This window comes from Companilactobacillus farciminis KCTC 3681 = DSM 20184 (assembly GCF_002706745.1).
In the GTDB taxonomy this organism is placed as follows: Bacteria; Bacillota; Bacilli; order Lactobacillales; family Lactobacillaceae; genus Companilactobacillus; species Companilactobacillus farciminis.
On sequence record NZ_CP017702.1, the window covers coordinates 1,173,560 to 1,200,480 of the forward strand.

Here is a 26,921-nt window from a genome sequence, read left to right on the forward strand (position 1 = left end):
CCATTCCCTTCCGCAAAGAATTAATATCTTCTTTGTTAGTAAATTAATATTAAAATATTTCTGGAAACTTTGTCTACAAATAACTAATGAAATGAATAAATAAAAAATTATAATTAAAAAATAAAAAAGCCTCTCGCTAATTTAACGAGAGGTTAGATATTACTAGTTTTCATAACCATTCAAATGTTTAGACTTGAAATTCCAAGCATCAGTGATAACTTTTTGAACGTCATCGTATTGTGGTTGCCACTTCAAAATTGTTCTAGCTTTAGTTGAGTCAGCAATCAAAGTACTAGGATCTCCGGCACGACGTGGTCCAATTTTAGCAGGGATTTCTTTACCAGTAGCGATTCTAGCTGCTTCAAGGATTTCTTTATTTGAGAAACCAGTTGAAGAACCGAGGTTGAAGACGTCACTGTCATTGCCAGCACGCAAGTATTCCATAGCCAGGCGGTGAGCTTCAGCTAAGTCTTCTACGTGGACATAATCACGGACGTTAGTACCATCTTTAGTGTCATAATCGTCACCAAAGATTGTCAATTCGTCACGTTGGCCAGCGGCTACTTGTAAGACAACAGGAATCAAGTGAGTTTCTGGATTGTGGTCTTCACCGATAGTTCCATCAGGCTTAGCACCACCGACGTTGAAGTATCTCAAAGCTACGAATTTGATACCATAGGCAACATCACACCAGTGCATGATTTTTTCCATAGCTAGTTTACTTTCACCATATGGATTGGTAGGAACTGTTGGATCAGTTTCCTTAATTGGGATTTGTTTAGGTTCGCCATAAGTTGCTGCAGTTGAAGAGAAGACGATGTGCTTAACTCCAAAATTGTGCATGACTTGTAATAGAGAAATCATACCGGCAGTATTGTTGTCGAAATATTTGAGTGGGTTTTTCATGGATTCTGGTACGATTGAAAAGGCTGCAAAGTGAATGACGTCAGTGATATCTTCATTTTGGAATAATTTGATCAAAAATTCTTTATCACGGACATCACCTTGATAAAATTTAGCCTTAGAATTAATGGCTTGTCTGTGACCAGTTGCTAAATTGTCTGCTACAATGACGTCGTAATTCATTTCACATAAATGATCGACTGTATGTGAACCGATATAGCCAGCGCCACCTAAAACAAGAATACTCATATAATTACCTCCAGATTCATTTATAAGTACATTATAACTTACTTAGAAAAGTTTAAAGATAGTAAAATTAAATCACTACACTTTTTTTGATAGATGTTTTAAGATTAAATATATATTGCAAATTCATGGAACAAGGAATGGAAAAATGAAAAAGTTCTTTTCGATTTTTGGAACAATTATATTATTATTGGTTGCTGTTGCTTTAATTTTTAATCAGCCAATCAAAGAATATGCAGTCAAAAGAATCGCCGAGCACAATTTGACGACTCTGACTGCCAAAAAAGCTGCTAGTAATGCTAAGAAAAAAGGCGAGTTTGATTTTAATAAAGTAAAACCAATTTCAGCGACTCAAGTTGCCAAAGCTTCAGTCAATAATGATGCAGCTGTAATTGGAAAAATGGCTGTTCCTTCAGTTAACTTGCGTTTACCGATCGTCGTTGGTTTGAGTGACAATGCGCTATCGACTGGTGGCGGTACGATGAAAGAAAATGAGAAGATGGGCAAGTCCAATTATGCCTTAGCGGGTCATTATATGACTAATAAGGGAGCTCTGTTTTCACCATTAGAAAATGCCAAGATTGGTGATTTGGCCTATATAACCGATATGAAACGAGTTTATACTTACAAAATTTATTATAAGAAAATCGTTCCACCAACAGCCGTCTATTTGTTAGATGACGTTGAGAATCAGAGCATCTTAACTTTGATAACTTGTGCTGACGGTGGTACTAATCGTTGGGCCTTACAAGGTTCACTAGTGAAAAGCCAGCCAGCCAATAAAAATACTTTAGCGGTATTTTCTTAAATACTCCTTAAAAAGTTTTGGAATTAGTTTCAAGACTTTTTTTTTGCGTTCGATAATTGCTATAATTAAATAATTGTTAGTAGGTGATGGATTGACATTAATTAATTGGGAAAAGCGAAAGAATCCCACAAAACAAGAGATAGATGAATTTGCAGAAAGTAAGCACGTTACACCTGTGGTAGCGGAATTATTACTGGAAAGAGATATCGTTGAAGATAGTGATATCGAAGCTTTTTTGCACAGTGACGTGACTGAACTACAAGATCCTTTTGGACTTCATGACATGGATAAAGCTTTGGAGTTGATTGATGAAGCCGTTGAATCAGAAAAAAAGATTGCTATATACGGTGATTATGATGCCGATGGTGTTACTAGTACTTCAATCATGAAATTAACGCTGCAAAAACTCGGCAATAAACCGATTTTTTATGTTCCTGATCGTTTCAAGGATGGTTATGGACCTAATCTGGATCGATATAAAGAATTGGCTGATCAAGGAATTGATCTGTTGATCACAGTTGATAATGGTGTCAGTGGTACAGATGAAATCAAGTATCTTAAAGATCGTGGCATTAAAGTAATCGTAACTGATCACCATGACTTACCAAAGGAATTGCCTGAAGCTGATGCTATCGTCCATCCTAGTATCCCAGGTTCTGAATATGTTTGTCCTTACTTATCTGGAGCCGGTGTGGCTTTTAAGATAGCTGATGCTTTATTGGGCGATGAAGCCTTACAATTGATCGATTTGGCTGCAATTGGAACTGTCGCCGATGCGGTGGCTTTGAAGGGTGAAAATCGTGTCATTGTTACCGAAGGGCTCAAACAAATGAAAAATAATAATCACGTTGGATTGAGTGCCTTGCTAGATAAATGCAAAGTCAAATTATCCCATGTGACTGAAGAAGATATTGGCTTTCGGATTGCACCTAGGATCAATGCTCTCGGTCGTCTAGAAAATGCCTCCTCAGGGGTCGAATTGTTGACGACTGGTGATGAGTCATTTGCCAAAGAAATTGTTGATGAGACCGAGGAAATCAACTCTAGAAGACAAGATTTGGTTGCCAGTGCTTTTGAGGATGCACAAGCTCAGATTCAAGCGCAAAAAGAAAATGGCGTGATCGTGTTAAAAGGCAATGGTTGGCACCAAGGAATTTTAGGAATCGTTGCTAGTAGAACGATGGATCAAGAAAATAAACCTGTCTTAGCCACGCAATTTGACGATAATAGTGGTGTTATGAAGGGTTCCGGTCGTTCTCCAGAAGGCTTCAATTTGTTCACAGCTTTAGATAAGCATCGTGATTTGTTTACCGCTTTTGGAGGACACGCTCAAGCCTGTGGTTTTTCAATTGAGGAAGATAAGTTAGATGAGTTGACGAAGCTATTGCAAGTAGAACCTGCACAACAAGATTTTGACCCTAAGGCACCAGTAGTTAAAAATTATGATCTACAGTTAAATATTGCAGATTTGAGTATGGATCTAATCAAGCAGGTTCAACAGTTAGCACCATTTGGAATGGGTAATCCAAAGCCAGTCATCAAATTAGGCAATGTCTCGTTGTCGCAGATGCGTTCAATCGGTAAAGATGCTAGTCACTTAAAGACACAGGTTACAGATGAACAACATAGAATCGATGCGATAGGCTTTGGAATGTATGAAAAAGCTGCTAGTTTAACGACTAATCTATGTGATGTCTATGGTGAATTAGGCGTGAATGAGTGGCGCGGCAAAAAGAATTTGCAGTTAATGCTCGATGACTTCCAAGTTTCACCACAGGCACAAGTTCTCGCCGACTTAAAAGATGTTTACTTAGATTATCGTAATAAAGGCTTGTCGACGAAAATTCTGGAACATTTTGATGCGGTAGTTTTCTTTAATGAAGCATATTTAGAAGCGGCCAAACGTTTCGATGTGAAAACTGATTTAATTATGTATAATGAAAACTGTGATGGTAAGAATGTATTGATCTATGATCGACCTCACAATTTAGAATTATTCCAAAAATTTATTAAAAACAATAAAACTCAACATACAGCGTTATTCTTCCATACGGATTTGGCAAGTAGATATCTAAAACCTGATATGATAAAGATGAAAACGCTTTTGAAATATCTTTACTCCCATCAAAATATTACGATGGAAGGGATGGATTTGGTTGCTAAATTCTTGAATATGCAAAAAAATGACGTAGATTTTTATTTAAAAGTGTTTTTTGAGTTAAATTTTGTTAAAATAGTAAATGGTTTTGTTGAAAAAGCAAATGCTTCACAACAACGTGAATTAATCGAATCTCCGACATACTTGAAGAGATTGCAACGTAATGACGTTGAAAAAATATTAATTGAATCTAGCTTTGACGATTTATTGTCATGGATGAGTGATTACGATTGTCACTGTTAGATTGAATGGGGAATTTAAAAAAATGGATATTGATTTTAAGAAATACGTAGCTAATGTTCAAGATTTTCCAGAACCTGGTGTACTATTTCGAGATATTTCACCATTAATGGCTGATGGCAAGGCATATGCTGCCGCAACCGATAAGATTGTGGAATATGCAAAGAGCCGTGGAGCCGAAATGATTGCTGGACCAGAAGCCCGTGGATTTATCGTGGGTTGTCCAGTGGCTTACAAGATGGGCATCGGTTTTGCACCTGCTCGTAAGAAAGGTAAGTTACCTAGAGAAACGGTCTCAGTTTCTTATGATTTGGAATACGGTCAAGCATCACTTTATATGCAAAAAGATGCTATCAAGCCAGGTCAAAAAGTCTTAGTAGTAGATGATTTGATGGCAACTGGTGGTACTTTAGCCGCTACAATCAAGTTGATCGAAAAATTAGGTGGTATTGTCGTTGGAACAGCCTTCTTAATCGAATTAACTGATTTGCACGGTCGTGATAAAATTAAAGGGTATGATATGTATACTCTTATGCAATACTAATATAAAAGGCTTTGGCCTTTATTATGGAGAGTTGGCAGAGTGGTAATGCATCGGACTCGAAATCCGACGAACCCGTCTTATAGCGGGCGCGCAGGTTCAAATCCTGTACTCTCCTTAAGAATAGAAAAGGAATGCCGAATTAACGGCATTCCTTTTTGTTAACCGAGAAATTATTTTGATAAATATTATCGATTGCTGCGTAGTTATAAGTTAAGCCGGCTTTTAAAAGTGCGACCATTTCAACGTCAGAGAATAAACTGTCGATTTGTCTGTATTCGTCTAAAATACAATGAAATTGCAAGAGGAGACTGTCATCAGAAACTCCGTTGCCAGCTTGAAATCGAATCAGTTTATTTATGCAATTCATAGGAAAAACGGCAATCTTTGATTTCAAATCGTCAAGAGTTTCAATTTGTCGTTTTAGGTCGGGGAGTTGGTAATTGGTGATGTTTGATGCTTGTCCTGAAAGTGATAAGAAAATTATTTTTAAACAAGTATCCAAAAAGTCGGTTTGGTCAATGTTGTATTTTAGTTTGCTAAAGAGTCTATGATTGAGGACTTCAAACAATTTTTTGTAACGTTTTTCTAAGGTATACTTCTCAACTAAGAAGTCAGTTATCTGGTCAATGATAATTATTGGATCGTTTTGATTGTTGGATATACCGGCCATTTCTGCCGTTTTGAAAGTAATGATGTTGTCGCAGTAATTTTCTGTTATAAAGTGAACGAATGGATTGTTATCGAGCAATTCTTGACCCGCATCTGTAAGTAAAAAAGTTTTCGTTTTAATAATTTTATTAATTTCTTCATCGTCGAGATTTTCAATAATACGATTGGCTAGAATGGCTTTGCGTCCGGTGGTGGAAAGGTCGTGCTTGAAGAGGATATCTTTCAATTGATCGACGTAAAGCTTTGATAAGCTCAATTCTCTTTCAAAGGTTAGACTTAGTAATCCTTGTTCTACTAAATTGGCAGCAATACTAGATTCTGAGACCAAAAAGACATTTCTGAGGATATGTGAATTAAAATAATAGTCTTCGCGTTTTCCATCCAAAATTGATAAGGCATAAATTTCTCCAAAGTTTAGCATTATTTTCACTCCTTTAAGAAGAAAATACGAAAAAAGATGAACATTTTTTGTCCATCTTCATTATTTATCATTAAATTCTTCCTCTTCATTGGATTGAATGCTACGCAATTTAGAAATTGGTCTCAATAACATTTTCTTTGAAGTCGTAACTTGACGCACATGTGAATCTGGTTCGTTGTGGTGGTGCAAAAAGAATAGGTCGGCTACGATTACTGATGCCGTTAAAAAAGTATTTAGCTGTAAGATTCGCTTAAATCTCTTTTTCAAAGTCGTTTTCCTCTTTTTAGCTAAACTATAGCATATTTTAATCGTACCATTTTAACTCTTTAGTATTTAAAAAGACTGAACGACCTAGGCAGTGACTGTCGTAGTAAATAATTGAGCTGAGACCTTCCATATAGTCTTCAGAGGAGATATCTAAAACTTTGAGTACTTCTGATAAAGAAATCCGTTGGACTGTAGTTACAATAGTTTCTCGCTTTTTGTCATCGAGTTTTTTAAAGTCGCGATTAACGTAGATTTCTAGTTGGTTGTTTTTTAAGTAATTGACGTTTTTTACGTAAGTCATCCAAGAATTTTCTTCGGTGTTGAGTTGCTTGTGGGGATGTTCTTTGAAGTCATAAATTCGTTTGTTTAATGCATGATTGACCTTTTTGATCTTGTTGGCTAAATGATTATCTCTTTTTTCCTCGATAGACAAGTTGTCTGTTGAATCTTTCTTACTAGCTTGAACATTGTCGAAAAGACCCATAAAAGTAGTTAAAGCTAATAAATTCAGCAAAATAAGCTTTAATTTCATCGATACGCTCCTAATTATTTTGCATCATTATAGCTGAAATTCTAAAAAACATTCCACACGAATTTGATATATTGCTTCAACCGAAATTTTTTGATGAATTACGATTATTTAAATAAAAAAAGACCACTTCGAAGTGATCTTTATCATGAAAGAGATATGTGTGAATAGATTTTTCTAGGTTTTTATTGTGAATATCTCTATCGGTTTATATTATATAACAAAAATGTGATAATGTAATATGCTTAATATATATAAAAGAAAGAACACCGCGATTAGGCAGTGTTCTTTTTGTTAGGAGAATATTCTATAGAAGAATCGTACTAGTGAGAATTTTAGTTTTAATATTGCATATTTTGGGTTTCTCCTAACAAAATAATTATATTACAACTCAACAAAAAATAAACAAATTCTAGAAATTAATATCAATGAAAACGTTATTAAAATATTAAATTTACTATATTAAAATATATTGTGCTTTATTTAAGTTTTTCTTTGTCATTTTCTTGCTGTTTCTGTTTTAATTGGGTGATTTCTTGATGCATTTTTTGATTTTCGGACTCGATTTTATCTAATTTTGATAAGATCTGTTCCAATTTATCATCGCTCTCATGGTTGTGCTCACTCGTAAAATAGCTTGTGATCGTACTGGTTAAGGTTCCGATGAAACCAATTCCAATGATCATCAGGGAGACAGCCGCTAATCTACCGGCTAAAGTTTGTGGAGCGACATCACCGTAGCCGACCGTGGAAGCCGTGACGATTGCCCACCAGAAAGAATTGCTTAGAGAAGCCTTTTCAGCTAGTGAGTAAGTGATTGCTGAAGTTACAAGAACGATTCCACAAATAATCAGTAAGTAAATGAAACCATTGATCTTTAAAAACTTCTTAGCGTTCTTTTGCATTTTGCCAGCAGTTCCAATCAAGCGAACGAGTGTGAATATTTTCGAAAAACGAATGATATGAAAAACTCGGAAGAATCGAAAGACGTTGAAGATGGTAAAGAAAGGCATGATTGTCAAGAGATCAACGATATTATGGCGAAAAAAGTGCATTTTGTTTTTAGCCAAAGCTAATCGACCGAAATAATCGAAGCCAAAAATAAATAAGGTCGTGAAGTCGATTTCGATGTATGGAGATTTGGAAATATTAAATCCAGGAATAAAACTCAAGACTAAAATAACCAATGATAATAATCCCGCTAAGACGATGACCACGTAATAACTGTCTGAATGTAAGAATCGATTGAATTTTTGCATAATTTGCCCCTTAATCTTACTAATCTGTAATATAGCACTAACGGTTGTGTTAGGTATATTTACAAGCCCTAAGGAAGTTTGGATAATGTGAATTATCGATAAAAGAGGAGATTATTTATGCAACAATTCACACCAAACATTTCAAATAAGGCGATGAATCGTGAGACTTTTAAAATCATCTTGATGGGGTTGATGGTTTTAGATCATATTGAATATTTCATTTCCCCATATTTAGCTGATTTTTTTCACATTATTACTAGGATCGTTGCGGTTGGTTTCGCGTACTTAGTAGTAGAGGGAATGCACTACACACATAGCCGTAAAAATTATCTAACACGTTTGATTGGTTGGAGTATTTTTATGGGTTTAGGAAATTACTTATTAAATATATTTGTTTTACGACAACCAAATCAAATGTCCATCCTTGGCGATAATATTTTTGCTACCTTAGCTTTAGGACTAGTAGTCATCTGGCTTTGGGACAATCAAGTGAAGAATCTAAATTCTCAAAAAAGGTTACGGGTATTATCAGTGGTTCTGTTGATTTTTAGTATCGTGCCATTTCTTGAAGGTAGTACGGTTATAGTTCCATTCATGTTTATCACGCAATTGACACATCAAAATGTTAAAAAGAGAAATTTATTTTACATAGGTTTAATGGTATTTTTAGCATTAATTGAGTTGCCAATGGCTTTATCTATACCGATTAACAATTCCTTGATGCTGTTTGATAGTATTGCGATGAATGCTAGTGATATTTTCTTTGTGTTAATAATTCCATTATTGCATTTTTACAACGGTAAAATCGGGCCACACAGTCGACAACTGAAGTATCTTTTTTACGTTTTTTATCCCGCACATCTATGGTTAATTCACTTAATTATGAACGCGCTATGATAAACTATTTGCAGTAGCTCTGGAGGAATTAAGATGAAGCAAATAGTAACAGGAATCGTAGCGCACGTTGATGCTGGCAAAACAACTCTGTCAGAAGCTTTGCTGTATCAAACGGGTGCACTCAGAAAATTAGGAAGAGTTGATAAGGGAAGTGCCTTTTTAGATCCAGATGCTTTGGAAAAAAAGCGCGGAATCACCATCTTTTCTCATCAAGCAAATTTACAGTATCAAGATTTGAAATTGACGCTCTTGGATACTCCAGGACACGTTGATTTTGCCTCCCAGACGGAACAAGTCTTGAGCGTTTTGGATTATGCAATTTTGGTAGTTTCAGCAACCGATGGCGTGCAAGGGTATACGAGAACTTTGTGGCGTTTATTAGGGCATTATCAAGTACCGACTTTTATTTTTGTGAATAAAATGGATGCAATCGGAGCAGATCGACAAAAAGTTTTGACAGATCTACAAAATAATTTGGCTAATGGCTGTATTGATTTTGAATCTGACAACTTTAACGAAGAAGTGGCAATGACTGACGATGATGTTTTGGAGCAATTTTTAGATAATGGAGAACTAGAAGATACGACTGTTCAAAAATTGATTCAACAACGTAAAGTCTTCCCATGTTTCTTTGGTTCAGCGTTAAAGATGGAAGGGATTGAAGAATTCTTACAAGGAGTTCAACGTTTCTCAACCGAAAATAACTACCCAGAAGAATTCGGTGCTAAGGTTTTCAAAATTTCGCACGCTGGCAACGAGCGTTTGACATGGGTCAAAGTTACTGGTGGTAGTTTGGAAAACAAGGCTGTTTTGTATAATGATCAAAAAGCTAATCAATTGAGAGTTTATGATGGCTCAAAATTTGATTTGACTCAAAACTTAGTTGCAGGTGAAGTTTGCGCGGTTACGGGATTGTCTGATACCTATCCAGGTTTAGGCTTAGGAAAACAAATAAATAGTGAAAAACCCACGATTCAACCAGTCTTGAATTTTGCTCTAGATCCTAAGGATAACGATATTCATCAATGCTTAGAAGCATTGCGCCAATTAGAAGATGAAGATCCACAATTGCATGTTCAATGGTCGAGTCACTTACAAGAAATTCGCATTCAAGTTATGGGACAAGTACAGTTAGAAATTATTCAACAATTATTGTTAGATCGATTCAACTTAGATGTAAGTTTTGGCGAGGGCAGTATCCTATATAAAGAAACTATTACACGCTCAATTGAAGCTGTAGGGCATTTCGAACCTTTACGTCATTATTCCGAAGTTCATCTATTGTTAGAACCTGGATCAGTTGGCAGTGGTTTAAAATTCACCTCGAATTGTAGTCTGGATATTTTAGCAAGCAACTGGCAACATCAGGTTTTGAGCAATTTGCAGTCAAAAGAACATTTAGGTGTATTGATTGGAGCTCCTATCACTGATATGAAGATTACCTTGATTGGTGGAAAAGCTAGCAACGTTCATTCGGTAGGTGGGGATTTCAAGGAAGCTACTTGGCGAGCAGTCAGACAAGGTTTAATGGAATTAAGAAATACCGGCAGTCAGTTATTAGAACCATGGTATCAATTCCGTTTAGAAGTACCACAAGATCAAGTTGGCCGGGCTATGAATGATATTCAACAAATGAACGGAACTTTTGAAACGCCAGAGATGGTTGACGGATCAGACTTAACGATAATTTCAGGAACGGCACCAGTAGCAACGATGCAAGGCTATTCACAAACCGTTAATTCATACACGCATGGTTTAGGGAATTTAGAATGCGTTGTGCTCGGTTATCAAGCTTGTCACAATGCAGAAGAAATAATCGAGAATAAGGATTACGATCCAGTGTCAGATTTGGAAAATACGCCAGATTCAGTTTTTTGTGCTCACGGCGCTGGATATCCAGTTCCTTGGGATGAGGTTCCACAAATGGCTCATATGCCTTATTTATACCCAATAAAAAAATGATTCCCAATTGCGGAATCATTTTTTTAATAGAAATTATTATTAGCATATTCCTCACCAGCAGAATTTAACATCTCCTGCCATGAAGAAAAGATAGTTGATTTTTGTACATGTCTTTCCCAAGCATCAAGCGGTAGGCGTTCTAAGGCCCTTTGACTAGTCACGCCAATCGATTCAAAGAACTCTTCAATGCAGAAAAATTGCGTATTTTGTTCCATGAATTGATTGGTAAAGTAATGAGTAAATTGGATTTCTTTTAAATCAGTTCTAATTTGACATTCTTGTTCGATAAGCTCCAGTCTCTGTTTGGTTTGCATAATAACTAATCCCCTATAAAAATTATTTACTATTCATTAATAAGTATATCAAAGTTGATATATAAAATTACCATCTTTGTCCGGAACTTGGTAAAATTTATGTAAAGAATCAAAAAGGAGGTTGTTATCGTGTATAAAAAAATTTTAGTAGCTATTGATGGTAGTCAAAGTTCTTACAATGCCTTGGATGCAGCAATTGATATGGCTAAACAATTTAAGGCGGCACTGTATTTAGTTTCAGTTGTGAACACCGCCAATTTACCGATGAATGTCGGCGTTTCTTATGCACCTGGGTTAGTTAATGATTTAAAAACTAGTGCTCAAAAAGATTTGGATAAAGCAACTGATATTGCCAAACATGCTGGGATTTCACCTTACGTCCAACTTTTAGATGGGGAACCGAGAGAACAGTTAACGAGATTTCCTAAAGAAAACGGCATCGATTTGATCGTCATGGGTAAGACAGGAACGAATTCATTTACCAGAGTGTTTGTCGGTTCAGTTACTCGTTATGTTTCAGAACACAGCGATATTAATATTTTAATTGTAGCTTAAAAAATAATCCTATCAGAGTAGCGTTACTCTAATAGGATTGTTTTATTTTTCTTGATTTAATAATTCTTGAACTTCATGTTCATTGTGAGCTAACCAACCACAAGCACCAGCAGCAATAGCTCCAACGAGGTCATCTAAGAAGACGTTGATTTTACCTGTGGACTTGTCATTTAATTTTCCGAGAACGCCATGTTTTAATTTATCGACATAGCCGTAATTGGTAACTGACACTGATCCGTAAAGGCTAGCTAAAGTTATCGCCATGTTTTCATCGATACCATAAGTTGATTCATCAGTTTCCATGATTCGTTGCATAGGAGCGGACAAAAGACCTTTTTCAGCTAGGATATCGAGTTCAATACCAGTCATGATGGCATTTTGAGCTTCACGTTTGTGGAGGACTTTATTGATGGCGTGAATAGAAACTTCTTCATCAAGTCCTTTGACATAATCTTTTTCCAAGAACATCACGATCTCAGCGATATCTTTTAAGTCAACGCCACGGTCCTTAAGGTTCCGAATAATGTGATCATAATATTGCTTATCTAATTCTTCGTATGAAACCAAATTATATACTCCCTCTCTATTTTTCACTATTCCATTCAGCTTTGAATTCGTCGAGAAAATCAAGCATGTATTGATGGCGTCTCTCGGCAATTTTTTTGGCTGTTGGGGTATTCATCATACCAGTTAATTTCAATAATTTCTCGTAAAAGTGATTGATGATCGTTTCATCAGATAAATTACGGTATTCTTTTTTATCCATCTTTTCACGCGGTAAAATTTCTGGGTCATAAATCGTTTCCGAATTTGCGCCACCATAATAAATTGCTCGAGTGATTCCAATTGCACCGATTGCATCTAGTCGATCAGCATCTTGAACAATCTGTCCTGCAAGAGATAGTTTGGGTGGATTCTTGCTCAAAGATTTACTGAAGGATAGGTTGTGGGTAATATATAGTATTTCGTCGATCTGTTCAGGTGTGAAATCAGTATCTTTTAAGAATTGGCGAATCTCAGTCTCAAGTTTTGCAGGATCTTTGACGAGTTTGTCATCGGCCACATCATGTAGGTAGGCGGCTGATAAAGTAATAACTGGATCAGCAGCTTCCGTCTTTAATAATTTCTGGACTGTTTTGATGACCCTTTGAATGTGGTCGAAATTGTGTCCAGTGGAGTCATTTTTCATCTTATTGTAAGAGAATTCTTTTACTTTTATAAGTTGATCTTGGTTGGTCATGTCCTCATCCCTCGTTATCAGAATAGTTCTATTGTCACACAAAAGGGCTTTTGTTTAAAATAAAAAAATTATTTGTTATTATATATATGTTTAAACAAAGTCTAGGAGGCAAAATATGAACTATATTAATAAAGAAATTCCTGATTTTACTGTTAATGCTTATCAAAAAGGGGAGTTGAAGACTTTTAACAAGTCGGATCTACTCGGTAAATGGTCAATCCTTTTCTTTTATCCAGCCGATTTTTCATTTGTTTGTCCAACTGAATTGAGTGATTTACAAGATTCTTATGAAGATTTCAAAGCTGCTAATGCGGAGATTTATTCATGTTCAGTCGACAGTCAATTTTCGCACATGTCTTGGGCTGAAACGACCGATACGATTGGAAAAATCCAATATCCAATGTTGTCAGACCAAAAGCATCAATTGACTGACTTCTTTAATATTTTAGATGAACAAAGTGGTCAAGCTTATCGTGGCGTCTTCATCATTGATCCTAAAGGTCTCATCAAGTCGTACACAATCAATGCTATGGGGATTGGTCGTAATGCTCGTGAAATTTTGAGAACTTTGCAAGCAGCTCAATTCGTTGAAGCACACGGCGATAATGTTTGCCCAGCTAATTGGCATCCTGGGGAAGAAACAATCAAACCTAGTGGCGACTTAGTTGGTAAAATTTAAAAACAATTTATTGAATCTACGTGTCTAAATGGTTCTTTCTCAAGTTAGGTTGGCGCTAGATGTCGTCGTCCGTTCTGCTTTGTGGATGCTGGAACGTACTGGGCGCAACTTGAAGCTAATTCCAGAACTGGGAATCATCTCCAAGATTGACCTTTCACTAAGCAATAAATTACTAAGTGAAATTTCAGTACTGAGCATCCACAAAGCCGCCACTCCCGACTGGAAAACGTCTTTTATTATTTATTTCAAGTAAATCAAAATAGCATCAATTCAGATATAGTCGATTTGCGATAATTAACTATTTACCTGAATTGATGCTTATTTGTTTGATGATAAAAAATGTAGAACCATTATCTAGTCCGGAATAGCAAAGAAAATTGGCTCAGTAGTGAATTATTCTTAGCAACTTGTTGCTTAGAATAAGGTCGAGTTTTGAGATTTTGCGCACTTGGTTTATGCAAAAGCTCAAAATCGTGCCCACTACGTTCCAGCCAAATTTTCTTTGCTATGGAGGACGGCAATATTACAACTAACCGAAGTTAAGAAGGAACCTCTAAATGGCATGTAGTTTTTTTGTTATAACGATAAAACCACTAAAGCTCTAGACCGTTATAACAAGATATAGTGTTACAAAAGGATGGAAATCAATATCTTGTATCAAATGATAAATTACTATCGCACCAACAAAGGTAAACGCTTTACATCGATATGGCTTCATTACACCGAACATTTCGGCTCGCATTTTAGTTTCGATTGGTGGTATGATTTTAGCTGTCGTTAAATTTGTATTTGAATATAAATACAGTTTGAGGGATAAATTAATTTGATTGATTTTGGTTATCAAATAATCGATTTCAGTCTAAGAGGAGATTGAACCATGAGCATTTTCAACCCAAGATGGTATGTTGAACAAATGAAACATTGGAGTTTCAGAAGTTACATGCTATTAATGTTTGGTCTAGGGGCCATCACTGCATCAACACTTTCACACCAAATCACAGGTATCGCTATTTGGACTTGGTTGGCTGGTACGCTTGGTTTTACTTGTACCGTTGCAATTACTAATGCTAAGCCTTTAAACGGTGTCTTAGGACTAGTTTCAGCACTTATTTATATTTTTGTTGCTATCAACGCTAAGAACTTTTCTGACGTTGTTCTACAATTGAGTTACATTGTCTTGTTGGATATTCCAGTTTTGATCAGTCCACAATGGGCTAAAGACGCTGAAAAGCATATCCACGGACTAACAGCTAAGAAATGGTTGTTAACAGCTGTTTTCTTCTTTGTTGTTTGGGGTCTATTGTACTTGATGGATACTAACTTGTTCATCAGTCCTCGTCCTATCATTGACTCAGTTTCAGCTGCTATCGGATTTACAGGTGCCTTGTTGTGTACTTTGCGTTTCCGTGAACAATATTATTTCTGGACAGTTCAAGGAGTTATGTCAATCATTCTTTGGGGTGTTACTGCAACTCAAGGTGACGCCAGTCCAGTTCTATTCTTGACATACATTATGTACTTCATGAATGATATGATTGCCTTCTTCGATTCACACATCCACTGGTTCCACAGCAATGCTAATGAGAACCGCGCTCGTGACGAAAAGTTAGCTCGCGAACAAGCATAAATAATATTTGCAATTAATTTGTAAAATAGCTTATGATTATTGAGCAACAAATTATAAGTGGGTAGATTTATGCGAGTAAAAAAATATGTTAAAGTTATTCTTTCTATTGCAATTGGGGTTGCATTAGTAGCTGATATCGGTGGTAGTGGTTATTTATTCCATTACGCCTTCAGTAAAAATGGTTATAGCAGTAAACCACAAGGACCACTGTCAAAAGATGATAAATGGTTTGTGAATTCTAAGGCTGAGATTTGGCAACAGACTTCAAAAGATAAATTGAAGTTGAAGGCTAGATTTTTACCAGCAGAAAAGAAAACTGCTAAAACTGTCGTTGTGATCCACGGTTATGGTACGGGCAGCAGTTACATGGGTGACTATGCCAAAATGTTTCATGATGCGGGTTACAACGTTTTAGCACCAGACAATCGTTCCTTCGGGATGAGTCAAGGAAAATATGTCGGTTATGGTTGGAAAGACCGTGACGACATCGTGAACTGGATCAAGCAGATTAATCAAAAATTTGGTCAGAAATCAGAGATTGGTTTGTTTGGAGTCAGTATGGGAGCAGCAACAGTAATGTACACTTTGGGAAAACATCCTCAAAATGTGAAATTTGCGATTGCTGATTGTGGATATTCCACTATCTCAGGGGAGTTGAACTATCAAATTAAAGATATGTTTGGCTTACCAAGTTTTCCACTCGTACCAACGGCTAGTTTGTATGGCGATGCTCTAGCTGGCTATAATTTTTATCAAGCTAGTACCAAGGACACTCTGAAAAAGAGTAAAGTTCCTCTGTACATCATTCACGGCTCAAAGGACAAATTCGTTCCGACCGAGAATGCTTATAAGAATTATCGCTATGCTAAAGGTCCAAAGAAACTCTGGATAGTTAAAGGAGCAGGACACGCCGAAGCTAAAAAGGTTGCCGGTCAAAAATACGTTACTAATACGATCGACTTTGCTAAAGAGTACTTTAAATAAAAAAAGGTAAGTAAAATGGTTTTTAACCGATTTTACTTACCTTTTTATTTGTTTATAGCGTCGAGTGATTTAGTTGGTACTTCATTCTTTTGAACTTTTTCCCATGACAAAACTCGACCTCGTTTTTCATTATAAGTGATTTTGATAAAGTTATCTGGTTTGATTGGACGACCGATAGCACTGTTGAACTTTAAGAGTTTTTCATTGCCATCTTTATCAAATGATTTTTGGTTATAATAATAAGCGTGGAAATCATTGCCAGAATCATCCTTTTCAATTACTTCTTGATATGAGTCGCCGATAAAAGTGTAATAATCGTCACCAGCATAATTAGGTGCATACCATAATTCATATCCTAGAATGGGTATTAATAAAATTATTCCTACTACTAAAAAAGACCAGATTTTTTTATTCATTTTCATCCCTCCAAAGCTTATAAGGATAATATCATGCTTTAAAAAGCTTGGATACTAACGGTTTTGTAAGGTTTGTAAGAAACAAAATATGAATCTTGTAATAACAGCATATTAATAGTAGAAAAATGTTAGACTACAGTTCGAATTTTTCGGTGTAGTGATTGAGCTGATCGTGATAATCGACCGTTATTGACAATTTCTTATTGGCATTGATCTGAAAAAAATATCCTTGGTTGGGTGGAATAATTGTTTGCGATAATGAGAACTTTTCTGCAGAAGTTATTTTATCGATTGTCAGAGGAATTTGACCGATATTGCGAATTTCCAATTGATTATTATTTTTCGTACAGTTTAAGTAAGCACGACTAACTTGGTGCAACATCTGATTTCGAAGTTTTAAAGCGTGCGCTATCCTAAAAAGGGCTATCGAACCAAGGATTACACCAACTATTAAAGCAACAGTGATGATGATAATGGTAATATTAAAAATCATTTGAGTCGGGAAAAGCATTTGATCACTTCCATATTAGTATGCTTCTAGTATTTCATAATTAAGACCATCTTACAATTCTGTCACATGAAACTAACAGTTTAGTTATAAAGTCGATCAGATATTTACAACAAAAGGAATAAAGTGAATAATGATAGTCAACAGATATCTTAGATATTTGTTAAAAATAAAAAAGTACATGCAAGTTATGTTGACTCCGTAACTAGAAAATAAGTCATCCTTTAATCGGGATGGCTTATTTTTTTAGTTGCGTTTAGTTTTGATCCAAGTAGTGTTGCCACGAACCTTAGAATAAATCGACTTCATCAAACTCAAGAATAAAACCACGTAGATGTAAGACAAGAGTCCGACAGTCAATAAGAATTTGCCAACTTTCATATCCAGGTTCAACATATCGCTTTTTTCAATCGCAATATCGGCTTTTTGAGTTATTCTCAATTCGTGAAGATAGATCAAAGTAAAGATCATTCCAAAAATTGAACCGATAATCACTAAGAAGAAGAGAGAAATGAGGAAGAAATCAGGATTGCCAAGGGCATAAATGACATATTTGACTGTTAAGTAAATAATGCTGAAGTCGGCCAATACGTTTAATAAGGGTTGAGTCAAAAAGAAATAAGTGTCGAACTTTTGAGCTTTAGACATAATTGGCGATTTGGTGACTCGTAGCAAATATTTCCAGCAGTCCAAGCCACCTTGTGCCCAACGAGATCTTTGTCTGACTAAAGCTTTGAAATTTAACAGAGCTTCCTGGTCAACGTAAGCATCATCTAAATATTTGATTCTCAAACCGTTCAATTCAAATTTCAAGGTGAGTTCAAAGTCTTCCAATAAAGCGTTGCCCCAAGGTGTGATGCCCATTCTTTGAGTGACGGTTTTGTATCTAAAGAATTGACCGTTGCCACATAGAGCGACTGCGTGCATCTTGCCACGAATTAGTTGAATCAGATGATTGATAGTGTAAAATTCGATATCTTGAAATGTCTGTAAGACGGTAGTGGGATTTTTCGTCTTGACTCTCAATTGAACAGCGTCTACGCGGTCGTCCTCAAAGGCGTTGTTTAATTTATAAATACAGTTGGCACTCAAGATTCCGTCAGCATCGATGACGCCAACGATACATTTTTTAGGATTGAGGTGTCTTTGTTTGATAATTTTGTAGACTAATGACATAGCGTCATTCAAAGAATCACCTTTGCCAGTTCTTGCGTTAGGTAGTTTTCTTTCTACTATACTAATAGGACCAGACATTGATTTTGCTTTTTGAACTGTTTGGTCGTCTGAATCATCGTCAATAACAACTATTTCTTTTTGACCAGCTAAGTTTAACAAATTTTGTAAAGTATTTTGAATAACTTTTTCTTCATTTAAACAAGGAACAAGCAAAAAATAAAAGAATTGGTCTAGATTGTTATTAGCGTGATAAGCGGCGGCCATTTCTGATTTAAAAAGCTTGTGATCTTTGAAATAAATAAAATACATGATCGAACATTGGATAATAAAGACAGTAATTGCAATCAAGTAAATAATCATCTGCATCATCTCTTTAGTAGTTTATCCAACTAAATTTTTGCACAGATGTTAAAGATGTTCAAACAACTGGTCTAATATCATTTTTGTAAGTCAAAACGATATATTAATTAAAATATAATTTAAAAATGTTGATAAATTTATAAAAAAAAGGCTGTAAAGGCTTTAAATTGGTATAATAAAATTGTGGTATATGGAGGGGAAGAGCATGACTACTTTAGTTGATGTTGCAAAGAAAGCCAACGTTTCGAAGATGACTGTGTCTCGAGTTATCAATCATCCAGACAAAGTTACCGATGAATTGAAGGCGTTAGTTTATGAAGCCATGCGAGAGTTGGATTATCATCCAAATATGATTGCTAAAGCATTGGTGGATAAAAGCACGAGAATTATTAAGTTGTGTATTTTGGAAGATATCGATACAACTGAACCGTACTACATGAATTTAATGATTGGTATAGCTAAGACTTTGGATTTGCACCAATATTCACTGCAATTAGTTACCCGTAGGAACTTTGACATTGGTAATTGTGACGGCTATATTATCACTGGGATGCGTCAGCAAGATGTTGACTGGATCAATAATCTCAAGAAACCAGTTATTATTTTTGGCGAGAACCGTTATGGTTATGATTATGTGGATACAAATAACAAAGCTGGGACTTATAAGTTGGCTCAATTGGCACTTGAAAAGGGTTATGATAAGCTAGTTTATATCGGAATCGACAGTAAAGAGTCATTTGAATATTCCAGAGAAGCTGGTTACTTGCAGCAAGTTCAAGAAAAACGAATGTTGCCAGAATTGCATCGATTCGACAATCACAGTCATTTAGCTGAGGAGTTCATTGAACGCAATTGGGAGAGAATTGAAAAAAATACTGTTTTCATTTGTGCTTCTGATCGTTTAGCAATTGGCATTTTGCGTGGTATCGTGCGTTGTGGGGGCAAAGTTCCTGATGAATTTGGAGTAACTGGTTTTGACGGTGTCTTTTTGAATCAAGTAGCTTCACCAAAGATTACAACGATTAAACAATCAATCATCGAAATGGGCAGTGCCTGTGGCGAAAACTTACTCGATAAGATTGAAACAAAAGAAAAACAGGGCGCATTAGTCTTCGAACCCAAGATTAGTTTCGGCGGTACTCTTAGGGATTAACCTGTTACCGATAACATCTCAGATAGTCTTGCTTAGGCGAGGCTTACTTTTTTATACTGGGGTGTAAGGGTTTACGCAAAGGGAGGCAACTATCATGAGTTGGTATGATCAAGCAATTATTTACCAAATTTATCCTAAGAGTTTTCAAGATACTAATGATGATGGTATTGGTGATTTACAAGGGATTATCAAACATTTAGGCTACATTAAAGACATGGGGTTCAATACGATTTGGTTGAATCCAATCTTTGTTTCGCCACAAGTCGACAATGGATATGATGTCTCTAATTATTTTGCCATTGATCCAATATTAGGGGATACGAATGATTTTTCTGAGATGATGACTAAAGCACATGAATTGGGCTTGCACATTATTTTGGATTTACCGATCAATCATACGTCGGACCAACATCCATGGTTTCAAGATGCTGTAAACGATCCCCACAGTATTTTTAGGGATTATTACATTTGGCATTCGGAGATTGATGGACATGAACCTAATAATTGGGGTTCGTTCTTTGGTGGCAGCGTTTGGGAAAAGAATCCGAGGAATCCTGATGAGTATTACTTCCATCTCTTTGATAAAAAGATGCCCGATTTGAATTGGAAGAATCCTGAAGTTCAAAAGTCAGTCGCTGATATTGCCAAGTTTTGGCTTGAAAAAGGCGTTGACGGTTTTCGTTTGGATGCCTTCATTCATATTGCCAAGGCTAATTTCGAACAAGATTCTTTGGATAGCAGTACTAAATTCCCAATTGATGATAAATTTTATGCTAAGTTGCCTGCAGTAAAAGACTATATGTCAGGTTTCGTTAAAGAAATCAAAGCCTTTAAACCAGATGTCTTCTTGTTTGGAGAAGCTTCGTCCGCTAAAGCTCGTGATGCGGCTGAGTATACGCGTCCTGATGAGCACGTTTGCGATGTGGTTGTTAATTCGGATAATTATGGAGAAGTTTATGACGATAGCAATCCTGATATTCCTAAGTTTTTCCAAGATCGGAAATTATCGCTTGAAATGTTAAAACAGACTTATGTTACTTGGGAAAGCATTCTAGATCATGTCAGTTTACCTACGTTGACTTGGGGTAATCATGATATTAGTCGTGTTTTGGATCGCTTGAATTTACCTGTACATGACGATAAAATCACTAAACTTTTAGCAATGATGTTGTTCTTGCAACGTGGTATACCAGTAATTTATTATGGTGAAGAAATCGGGATGCACGGCTTGAAGTATCAAAAAGTTGCTGACTTTTCTGACCAAAGAGCGGTTGATTTGATCAGTAATTTGCGTCAAAAGGGCTTTACTGACAAACAAATTCTTAGATTGTTGAATAATCAAGATGAAATGACGGCTCGAGGTCCAATGCAATGGGATTCAACGCAATATCGAGGGTTTTCAAAGGAGAAGCCTTGGAATTGGGCTCTGGTTGATTCAAATAACGTTGACCAAGAAATTGCTGATCCCGACAGTATTATGAATTTTTATAGAGAACTTTTAAAAATTAAGAAGCATGACTGTTTCACTAGTGGCGATTATCGTTTATTGATCACGGACTCGAATATTTATGCTTATCAAAGAAAGACGGCTGATAAACAAGGTATAGTAATAGCTAATTTCTCTGATCAAAAAACTGAGTTTACTTTGCCAAAGACTGTTTGGAGAAAAGTATTAACTAACGAATCCAGTGAGGTTGAAGATGGGGTCGTGAAACTAGGTCCATGGGGATGTTGTGCTTTGGAATCTAATTAGAGGGGTGTAATAATGGCAAGTCAAACAGATGTTAAATTAAGAAAGCTGCAGATTTATTGCATTTTTGTAAGAAACCATACTAAAAAGGGTACTTTAAAAGCAATTGAGCCCGACTTAGATCGAATTAAGAGTTTGGGAACTGACTGTATTTGGTTAATGCCTATTTTTCCAATTGGCAAAAAAGAGCGTAAAGGTAAGTTAGGTTCACCTTATTCAATCAAGGATTACCGTGCTATCGATCCTGAGCTTGGAACATGGCAAGATTTCTTGAATTTAGTTAAGTCTATCCATGACCGTGGTATGAAAGTTATGTTGGACATTGTCTACAATCATACTTCTCGTGATTCAGTTTTATTACAAGTGCACCCAGAATGGTTCTTGCATGACCATGAAGGCAACTTATTCAATAAGAATGAAGACTGGACTGATGTAGCGGAACTGGATTATTCTCACAAGGCTTTGTGGAACTATCAAATTGAAACTCTCAAGCGCTACGCTAAAATCGTTGATGGTTTCAGATGCGATGTTGCACCACAAGTACCAATCGAATTTTGGAAAGAAGCTCGAAAAGAAGTTGCCAAGGTTAACCCTAAGACCGTTTGGTTAGCTGAATCTACTAGCAAGGATTACATTAAGGAATTAGGGCAAAAAGGGTACCATGTTTCATCTGATAGTGAATTATATTCCGCTTTTGATATGACTTATGATTATGATATTGATCAAATTTGGCGTGGGTACGTTAAAGGAAACGTGACTTTAAGAAAGTATGTCGATGCTTTAAATACTCAAGGTGTTATTTATCCATCTAATTACATTAAAATGAGAGGCTTAGAAAATCACGATCAACCAAGAGCTCATTCTATGTTTATTAATGAAAATGATTTGTACAATTGGACAGCTTTCTCCGCATTTCAAAAAGGTTCAACTTTAGTTTATGCTGGTCAAGAATACGGATTTAAACATACACCAAGTCTGTTTGATATGGATAAATTAGATTGGAGTGCTCATAAGATGGAATTGAGCTCTTTAATATCTAAGATGCATCAAATGAGTCAAAGTGATATTCAAGTATCTGGTTCATATAAAATAACAGCTTTGGAAAATGATATTGTAGAAGTTACCTATAAGATGGGTGAAATTATTCGAATTGGTTTATTCTCATTAAAGGGGATGTCAGGCGAAGCCCCAGTCGCATTACCAAGTGATAATTACACTAACATGATAGACAATGAATTGATTCATGTAGACAATGGAATTTTACAGATTGATTATGATCCAATCATTATACAAGTTAAAACGAATGAATAATGATCATTAGAGTAGGACGCGCTGTGCCTACTCTTTTTTATTTTAAAAAATGGGAGATTAGTATGAAATATAGATTAGTTGGAATAGATATGGATAATACTTTATTGAATGATTCTAAGGAGATAACTGATTTAAATAAAGAATCAATAAGAAAAGCTTTAAATCAAGGTTGTAAAATAGTTCTTTGCTCGGGTAGATTTCACAAGGAAATGATTGATTATGCTGATATTTTAGGAATTAAAGGCAGCAATCAATATCTGATAACTAATGGTGGAGCCGTCATAGAAAACGCGAATGGTCAAAAGATTATTCAAACTACACTATCAAATAATGATTGTGAAAAGATTTCTAGTTGGTTAAGTCAAAATAATATAAGCTATCAACTAGTTGAAATTAATGGACAAGAGTTTAGTTTTAATAATTGGTTGAATTTTCAAAATAATAACCGGGGTTTGGGGATTGCTAAAGTATTGTTGGAAGATGATAAAAGTGGATTAGACAATATATCTAAGATGATTCATCAAGTATTTGATGAAAATTATTATGTAGTTAGACCTGCCGATGAGTTTTTAGAGATACTTCCTAAAGGAGTTAATAAAGGTATAGCGATAGAAAAGCTGGCCAAAAAACTAAATGTTGATATGCAGCAGGTATTAACAATAGGTGATATGGATAATGATATACCTATGATTGAAGTAGCAGGTAAGGGGATAGCGATGTCCAACGCTGTTGATATTGTTAAGCAGGTTGCGGATGATATTACACTGGATAACAATAATAGCGGCGTGGGAGTAGCCATTAGTAAATTCGTTTTGAATGAAGATATTAATAAGTAATAGAACGCAGTTGTTATTCTGTTATCGGTAACATTGTGAAAACGATTGCAATTATTTTGAGGCAGTTTAATATAAATAGTGAACCAAGGGTATTACAAGCAAAGTAAGTTTAGTTAATTAATATTTTTTTAGAAGGAAGTGTAAGCGTTTGAATTCTAATAGTAAATGGTGGCAACACGCGGTGGTTTACCAAGTTTACCCTAAGAGCTTTCAAGATTCAGATGGAGATGGTTTAGGAGATTTAAATGGTATTACTTCTAGACTTGATTACATTAAAGATTTAGGGGTTGATGTAATTTGGTTAAATCCAGTTTACAAGTCACCACAAGTCGATAATGGATATGATATTAGTGATTATCAATCTATTAATCCATCATTGGGTACTATGCAAGACTTTGAAAGACTTTTACACAAGGCCCATGAAATGAACCTTAAGATTGTAATGGACTTGGTAGTAAATCATACATCCGATCAACATAAATGGTTTGTTGAAAGTAAAAAATCTAAAGATAATAAGTATCGTGATTATTATATTTGGAAAGATCCTGTTGATGGACATGCACCAACAAATTGGGAAGCATCTTTCTCAGGACCAGCTTGGACTTATGATGATACTACTAAGCAATATTATTTACATTTGTTTGCTCCTCAACAACCTGATTTAAATTGGGAAAATGAAGAAATGCGTAACAATGTTTATAATATGATGAATTGGTGGTCAGACAAAGGCGTTGACGGATTTAGAATGGACGTCATTAGTCTAATTTCTAAGCCAGAAGATTTCGACAACAAAGAATTGCAGGAATCAACTGATTCCGGAAAATATGTTTCAAATGGTCCCCATATTCATGATTATCTAAGGGAAATGAATAAAAATGTTATGAAGAAGCATGATTTGATGACAGTGGGTGAAACACCTGGTGTTAACGTCAAAGAAGCTTTGAAGTATGCTAACTTGGATGACAGTGAATTGAATATGGTTTTCGAATTTGAGCATATGGGCTTAGATTCTAACCCTAATCCTGCATTAGGTAAGTGGAGTGATCAAAAAGCTAGTTTAGTTGATCTGAAGAACAACTTATCTAAATGGCAAAAAGGTTTGTATGGAAAAGCTTGGAATTCATTATATTGGAATAATCATGATCAACCTCGTGTTGTTTCTAGATTTGGTAATGATTCAAAAGAATATCGTGAATTGTCAGCCAAAATGTTAGCAATGGTTTTGCATTTATTGCAGGGAACACCTTATATATATGAAGGTGAAGAATTAGGTATGACAAATATCTATTTTGATTCACTAGATGATTATAGAGACCTTGAATCAATAAATGCATATCATGAATTCGTTGATGAGAAGAAGCTTGTAGATGGTCCAACAATGATGAGCTATTTAAAAGCCAAATCTCGTGATAATGCTAGAACACCAATGCAATGGTCAGATGATGATTATGCAGGCTTCAGTGATAAAGAACCTTGGATCAAAGTAAATCCTAACTACAAGTCAATTAATGCTAAAGAAGAAGTTAGTGATCCTAATTCTGTATATAACTTTTATAAAGAACTTATTAGTTTACGTCACAGTTTACCCGTTATTACAGATGGCACTTATGAACAAGTAGAGGGGACCGAGGATGATGATAGTCTTTATGCTTATGTAAGAAAGGATGACAATCAAACATTAATGGTTGTTGCCAATTACACAGATAAAGAAATAGATCGTCCAGTTTTGAAAATATCTAAGGATGATAAATTATTGCTAAGTAATTATGATGATGACTTGGCTAATAAATTGAGACCTTACGAAGCTAAATTATATGTTCTTGATTAATTTTATTTAAGGGGAAATAGAAATGAAAAAGAGTATTAAGTTTTTATTGTCAGCAGCAGCATTAACTTTGCTTTCAGTTGGTTTAGCCGGATGTGGCAATAGCTCATCAGGAAAAACAACTATCCAATTCTTCTCAACAAAGACAGAAAATGCCGCTACATATAAGAAGATGATTAGTGAATTTGAAAAGAAAAATCCAAAGATCAAAGTTCAACTTTCATCACCAAGTAACGCCGGAACAGTTTTGAAGTCATATTTGGCTAAGAACTCAGTTCCAGATGTTATGGCTATGGGTGGAGATGTCAACTATAAACAAGTTCAAAAAGCTGGTGTTTTGGTTGATATGAGCAAACAATCATTCACAAAGACAACAATGCCACAATATCAAAAGATGATTACATCTATTTCTAAGGGTGGCAAGTTGGACGCTGTTCCTTATGCTACAAATGCTTCAGGTATTATTTATAACAAAGATCTTTTTGAAAAAGCTGGTATTACATCAACACCAACAACATGGGATGAATTGATGCAAGATGCTGAAATTTTGAAGTCAAAGGGTATTACACCATTTGAACTACCATTCCAAGACAGTTGGACAACAATGGGTGTATTTAACCAAATTTCATCAAATATGATTCCACAATCATGGAATGATAAGAGATTAAAAGATAAGACAACTTTCGTTGCAGATTACAAGCCTGTTATGGAAAAATATTTAGAAATTTCTAAGTATGCTCAAAAAGATTACATGGGTACACCATATAACGACGGTACAAAAGCTGTTGCTAATGGTAAAGCTGCTATGATGATTAATGGTAACTTCTCAATTCCACAAATGAAGCAATCAAATAAAGATGCTAACCTTGATATGTTTGCTTTTCCTGTAACAAATGATGCTTCAAAGATAAAAGTAACTTCAGGTATTGATGTTGCCTTAGCTGTTTCAAACAAGTCAAAGAACAAAGATGCTGCAATGAAATTTGTTAAGTTCCTAATGCAAAAGAAGAACGCTGAAATGTACAACAAGAGAGAATTCTCATTCTCAGCTATTAAAGGTGTAGAACAAAAGTCATCAACAGTACAAGGTATTCAATCATACTTATCAGATGGTAAGGTTGTAAACTATCCTGATCACTACTATCCAGATGGGTTCGATATGACAGCTGTTCTTTCACAAGCAGGTGTTAACGAAACTAAAGGTATGAGCGATTCAACAAATATTCAAAAGACATTGAAGAAAGCTGATTCTGCTTATAATTCAGCCAATGTTAAATAGAAGGT

Annotated in this window: 26 protein-coding genes and 1 tRNA gene; 16 read left to right on the plus strand and 11 right to left on the minus strand. The window is 35.6% G+C overall.

The genetic code is table 11. The annotated features are described in order from the left end of the window. Window positions 1-162: 162 nt before the first annotated feature. Window positions 163-1,152 carry a UDP-glucose 4-epimerase GalE gene (gene galE, locus LF20184_RS05800; protein WP_010019523.1) on the minus strand — a complete coding sequence of 330 codons (990 nt, stop codon included), beginning with the start codon at window positions 1,150-1,152 and terminating at the stop codon, window positions 163-165. A 145-nt stretch (window positions 1,153-1,297) separates the two neighbouring features. Between galE and LF20184_RS05805 the strand changes: the two genes are divergently transcribed. The 4 genes from LF20184_RS05805 to LF20184_RS05820 all read left to right on the plus strand — a co-directional run bounded on the left by LF20184_RS05805 (window position 1,298) and on the right by LF20184_RS05820 (window position 5,014). After that, complete coding sequence (locus tag LF20184_RS05805; RefSeq protein ID WP_010019524.1) at window positions 1,298-1,957, plus strand: class A sortase; 660 nt, start codon at window positions 1,298-1,300, stop codon at window positions 1,955-1,957. Window positions 1,958-2,048: 91 nt separating this feature from the next. Further along, complete coding sequence (gene recJ / locus LF20184_RS05810; protein WP_010019525.1) at window positions 2,049-4,358, plus strand: single-stranded-DNA-specific exonuclease RecJ; 2,310 nt, start codon at window positions 2,049-2,051, stop codon at window positions 4,356-4,358. 22 nt (window positions 4,359-4,380) lie between these two features. Continuing rightward, a complete protein-coding gene (locus LF20184_RS05815) occupies window positions 4,381-4,899 on the plus strand; it encodes an adenine phosphoribosyltransferase (protein WP_010019526.1) in 519 nt (172 codons plus the stop codon). A 25-nt stretch (window positions 4,900-4,924) separates the two neighbouring features. Beyond that, window positions 4,925-5,014, plus strand: a tRNA-Ser gene (locus LF20184_RS05820). A 24-nt stretch (window positions 5,015-5,038) separates the two neighbouring features. On the opposite strand, the gene LF20184_RS05825 is transcribed toward LF20184_RS05820, so the two are convergent. The 4 genes from LF20184_RS05825 to LF20184_RS05840 all read right to left on the minus strand — a co-directional run bounded on the left by LF20184_RS05825 (window position 5,039) and on the right by LF20184_RS05840 (window position 8,044). After that, window positions 5,039-5,989, minus strand: coding sequence for an SAP domain-containing protein (locus LF20184_RS05825; protein ID WP_010019527.1), 951 nt, complete (start codon window positions 5,987-5,989; stop codon window positions 5,039-5,041). A 60-nt stretch (window positions 5,990-6,049) separates the two neighbouring features. Then, on the minus strand, window positions 6,050-6,256 hold the full coding sequence (locus LF20184_RS05830) for a hypothetical protein (RefSeq protein ID WP_010019529.1): 207 nt from the start codon (window positions 6,254-6,256) through the stop codon (window positions 6,050-6,052). A gap of 37 nt (window positions 6,257-6,293) precedes the next feature. Further along, window positions 6,294-6,788: a hypothetical protein gene (locus tag LF20184_RS05835; RefSeq protein WP_010019531.1), complete on the minus strand. Its 495-nt coding sequence runs from the start codon at window positions 6,786-6,788 to the stop codon at window positions 6,294-6,296. Between the two features lie 476 nt (window positions 6,789-7,264). Beyond that, window positions 7,265-8,044, minus strand: a complete 780-nt coding sequence (locus LF20184_RS05840) for a potassium channel family protein (protein WP_010019533.1) — start codon at window positions 8,042-8,044, stop codon at window positions 7,265-7,267. Window positions 8,045-8,161: 117 nt separating this feature from the next. On the opposite strand from LF20184_RS05840, the gene LF20184_RS05845 reads away from it, so the two are divergent. Together LF20184_RS05845 and LF20184_RS05850 are read left to right on the plus strand one after the other, a co-directional pair. Further along, a complete protein-coding gene (locus tag LF20184_RS05845; protein ID WP_010019534.1) occupies window positions 8,162-8,941 on the plus strand; it encodes a TraX family protein in 780 nt (259 codons plus the stop codon). A 33-nt stretch (window positions 8,942-8,974) separates the two neighbouring features. Further along, the gene (locus LF20184_RS05850; RefSeq protein ID WP_010019535.1) at window positions 8,975-10,903 is read left to right on the plus strand and encodes an elongation factor G; all 1,929 of its coding nucleotides are present in this window, start codon (window positions 8,975-8,977) and stop codon (window positions 10,901-10,903) included. A gap of 23 nt (window positions 10,904-10,926) precedes the next feature. Here LF20184_RS05850 and LF20184_RS05855 read toward each other — a convergent pair whose 3' ends face one another. Continuing rightward, window positions 10,927-11,217: a hypothetical protein gene (locus tag LF20184_RS05855; RefSeq protein WP_056945157.1), complete on the minus strand. Its 291-nt coding sequence runs from the start codon at window positions 11,215-11,217 to the stop codon at window positions 10,927-10,929. A gap of 129 nt (window positions 11,218-11,346) precedes the next feature. Between LF20184_RS05855 and LF20184_RS05860 the strand changes: the two genes are divergently transcribed. Continuing rightward, window positions 11,347-11,772, plus strand: coding sequence for a universal stress protein (locus LF20184_RS05860; RefSeq protein ID WP_010019537.1), 426 nt, complete (start codon window positions 11,347-11,349; stop codon window positions 11,770-11,772). Between the two features lie 42 nt (window positions 11,773-11,814). On the opposite strand, the gene LF20184_RS05865 is transcribed toward LF20184_RS05860, so the two are convergent. Further along, window positions 11,815-12,339 (minus strand): phosphatidylglycerophosphatase A family protein, encoded by a 525-nt coding sequence (locus tag LF20184_RS05865; protein ID WP_056945158.1) that lies wholly within the window; start codon window positions 12,337-12,339, stop codon window positions 11,815-11,817. 16 nt (window positions 12,340-12,355) lie between these two features. Then, window positions 12,356-13,012: an HD domain-containing protein gene (locus LF20184_RS05870; RefSeq protein WP_010019539.1), complete on the minus strand. Its 657-nt coding sequence runs from the start codon at window positions 13,010-13,012 to the stop codon at window positions 12,356-12,358. A gap of 115 nt (window positions 13,013-13,127) precedes the next feature. Here LF20184_RS05870 and LF20184_RS05875 point away from each other — a divergent pair, with 115 nt between their 5' ends. The 3 genes from LF20184_RS05875 (at window position 13,128) to LF20184_RS05885 (ending at window position 16,302) form a co-directional block, all read left to right on the plus strand. Further along, window positions 13,128-13,691 (plus strand): peroxiredoxin, encoded by a 564-nt coding sequence (locus LF20184_RS05875; RefSeq protein WP_010019540.1) that lies wholly within the window; start codon window positions 13,128-13,130, stop codon window positions 13,689-13,691. Between the two features lie 877 nt (window positions 13,692-14,568). Further along, entirely contained in the window at window positions 14,569-15,318 is a 750-nt protein-coding gene (gene pnuC / locus LF20184_RS05880; RefSeq protein WP_010019542.1) for a nicotinamide riboside transporter PnuC, read from the plus strand. A gap of 69 nt (window positions 15,319-15,387) precedes the next feature. Then, a complete protein-coding gene (locus LF20184_RS05885) occupies window positions 15,388-16,302 on the plus strand; it encodes an alpha/beta hydrolase (protein WP_010019543.1) in 915 nt (304 codons plus the stop codon). Between the two features lie 44 nt (window positions 16,303-16,346). Here the strand turns inward: LF20184_RS05885 and LF20184_RS05890 are convergent, their stop codons facing one another. The 3 genes from LF20184_RS05890 to LF20184_RS05900 all read right to left on the minus strand — a co-directional run bounded on the left by LF20184_RS05890 (window position 16,347) and on the right by LF20184_RS05900 (window position 18,771). Beyond that, window positions 16,347-16,718 carry a YxeA family protein gene (locus LF20184_RS05890; protein WP_010019545.1) on the minus strand — a complete coding sequence of 124 codons (372 nt, stop codon included), beginning with the start codon at window positions 16,716-16,718 and terminating at the stop codon, window positions 16,347-16,349. A gap of 133 nt (window positions 16,719-16,851) precedes the next feature. After that, a complete protein-coding gene (locus LF20184_RS05895) occupies window positions 16,852-17,211 on the minus strand; it encodes a hypothetical protein (protein WP_148223966.1) in 360 nt (119 codons plus the stop codon). A 261-nt stretch (window positions 17,212-17,472) separates the two neighbouring features. Further along, a complete protein-coding gene (locus LF20184_RS05900) occupies window positions 17,473-18,771 on the minus strand; it encodes a glycosyltransferase (RefSeq protein ID WP_029606503.1) in 1,299 nt (432 codons plus the stop codon). 196 nt (window positions 18,772-18,967) lie between these two features. Here LF20184_RS05900 and LF20184_RS05905 point away from each other — a divergent pair, with 196 nt between their 5' ends. The 6 genes from LF20184_RS05905 to LF20184_RS05930 all read left to right on the plus strand — a co-directional run bounded on the left by LF20184_RS05905 (window position 18,968) and on the right by LF20184_RS05930 (window position 26,916). Further along, entirely contained in the window at window positions 18,968-19,915 is a 948-nt protein-coding gene (locus LF20184_RS05905; RefSeq protein ID WP_010019549.1) for a LacI family DNA-binding transcriptional regulator, read from the plus strand. Between the two features lie 94 nt (window positions 19,916-20,009). After that, window positions 20,010-21,668 (plus strand): glycoside hydrolase family 13 protein, encoded by a 1,659-nt coding sequence (locus LF20184_RS05910; RefSeq protein ID WP_010019550.1) that lies wholly within the window; start codon window positions 20,010-20,012, stop codon window positions 21,666-21,668. A 12-nt stretch (window positions 21,669-21,680) separates the two neighbouring features. Next, on the plus strand, window positions 21,681-22,976 hold the full coding sequence (locus tag LF20184_RS05915) for an alpha-amylase family glycosyl hydrolase (protein WP_010019551.1): 1,296 nt from the start codon (window positions 21,681-21,683) through the stop codon (window positions 22,974-22,976). Between the two features lie 62 nt (window positions 22,977-23,038). Continuing rightward, entirely contained in the window at window positions 23,039-23,812 is a 774-nt protein-coding gene (locus tag LF20184_RS05920) for a Cof-type HAD-IIB family hydrolase (protein WP_010019552.1), read from the plus strand. Window positions 23,813-23,960: 148 nt separating this feature from the next. After that, complete coding sequence (locus tag LF20184_RS05925) at window positions 23,961-25,640, plus strand: glycoside hydrolase family 13 protein (protein ID WP_035181971.1); 1,680 nt, start codon at window positions 23,961-23,963, stop codon at window positions 25,638-25,640. 22 nt (window positions 25,641-25,662) lie between these two features. Continuing rightward, window positions 25,663-26,916, plus strand: a complete 1,254-nt coding sequence (locus LF20184_RS05930) for an ABC transporter substrate-binding protein (RefSeq protein ID WP_010019554.1) — start codon at window positions 25,663-25,665, stop codon at window positions 26,914-26,916. Window positions 26,917-26,921 lie beyond the last annotated feature (5 nt).

Coding starts and splice junctions, on each gene's coding strand:
- galE (WP_010019523.1), bottom strand. CDS start 1,152: ATGAGTATTCTTGTTTTAGGTGGCGCTGGCTATATCGGTTCACATACA.
- LF20184_RS05805 (WP_010019524.1), top strand. CDS start 1,298: ATGAAAAAGTTCTTTTCGATTTTTGGAACAATTATATTATTATTGGTT.
- LF20184_RS05815 (WP_010019526.1), top strand. CDS start 4,381: ATGGATATTGATTTTAAGAAATACGTAGCTAATGTTCAAGATTTTCCA.
- LF20184_RS05825 (WP_010019527.1), bottom strand. CDS start 5,989: ATGCTAAACTTTGGAGAAATTTATGCCTTATCAATTTTGGATGGAAAA.
- LF20184_RS05835 (WP_010019531.1), bottom strand. CDS start 6,788: ATGAAATTAAAGCTTATTTTGCTGAATTTATTAGCTTTAACTACTTTT.
- LF20184_RS05840 (WP_010019533.1), bottom strand. CDS start 8,044: ATGCAAAAATTCAATCGATTCTTACATTCAGACAGTTATTACGTGGTC.
- LF20184_RS05845 (WP_010019534.1), top strand. CDS start 8,162: ATGCAACAATTCACACCAAACATTTCAAATAAGGCGATGAATCGTGAG.
- LF20184_RS05850 (WP_010019535.1), top strand. CDS start 8,975: ATGAAGCAAATAGTAACAGGAATCGTAGCGCACGTTGATGCTGGCAAA.
- LF20184_RS05855 (WP_056945157.1), bottom strand. CDS start 11,217: ATGCAAACCAAACAGAGACTGGAGCTTATCGAACAAGAATGTCAAATT.
- LF20184_RS05870 (WP_010019539.1), bottom strand. CDS start 13,012: ATGACCAACCAAGATCAACTTATAAAAGTAAAAGAATTCTCTTACAAT.
- LF20184_RS05875 (WP_010019540.1), top strand. CDS start 13,128: ATGAACTATATTAATAAAGAAATTCCTGATTTTACTGTTAATGCTTAT.
- pnuC (WP_010019542.1), top strand. CDS start 14,569: ATGAGCATTTTCAACCCAAGATGGTATGTTGAACAAATGAAACATTGG.
- LF20184_RS05885 (WP_010019543.1), top strand. CDS start 15,388: ATGCGAGTAAAAAAATATGTTAAAGTTATTCTTTCTATTGCAATTGGG.
- LF20184_RS05890 (WP_010019545.1), bottom strand. CDS start 16,718: ATGAATAAAAAAATCTGGTCTTTTTTAGTAGTAGGAATAATTTTATTA.
- LF20184_RS05895 (WP_148223966.1), bottom strand. CDS start 17,211: ATGATTTTTAATATTACCATTATCATCATCACTGTTGCTTTAATAGTT.
- LF20184_RS05900 (WP_029606503.1), bottom strand. CDS start 18,771: ATGATGCAGATGATTATTTACTTGATTGCAATTACTGTCTTTATTATC.
- LF20184_RS05905 (WP_010019549.1), top strand. CDS start 18,968: ATGACTACTTTAGTTGATGTTGCAAAGAAAGCCAACGTTTCGAAGATG.
- LF20184_RS05910 (WP_010019550.1), top strand. CDS start 20,010: ATGAGTTGGTATGATCAAGCAATTATTTACCAAATTTATCCTAAGAGT.
- LF20184_RS05915 (WP_010019551.1), top strand. CDS start 21,681: ATGGCAAGTCAAACAGATGTTAAATTAAGAAAGCTGCAGATTTATTGC.
- LF20184_RS05920 (WP_010019552.1), top strand. CDS start 23,039: ATGAAATATAGATTAGTTGGAATAGATATGGATAATACTTTATTGAAT.
- LF20184_RS05930 (WP_010019554.1), top strand. CDS start 25,663: ATGAAAAAGAGTATTAAGTTTTTATTGTCAGCAGCAGCATTAACTTTG.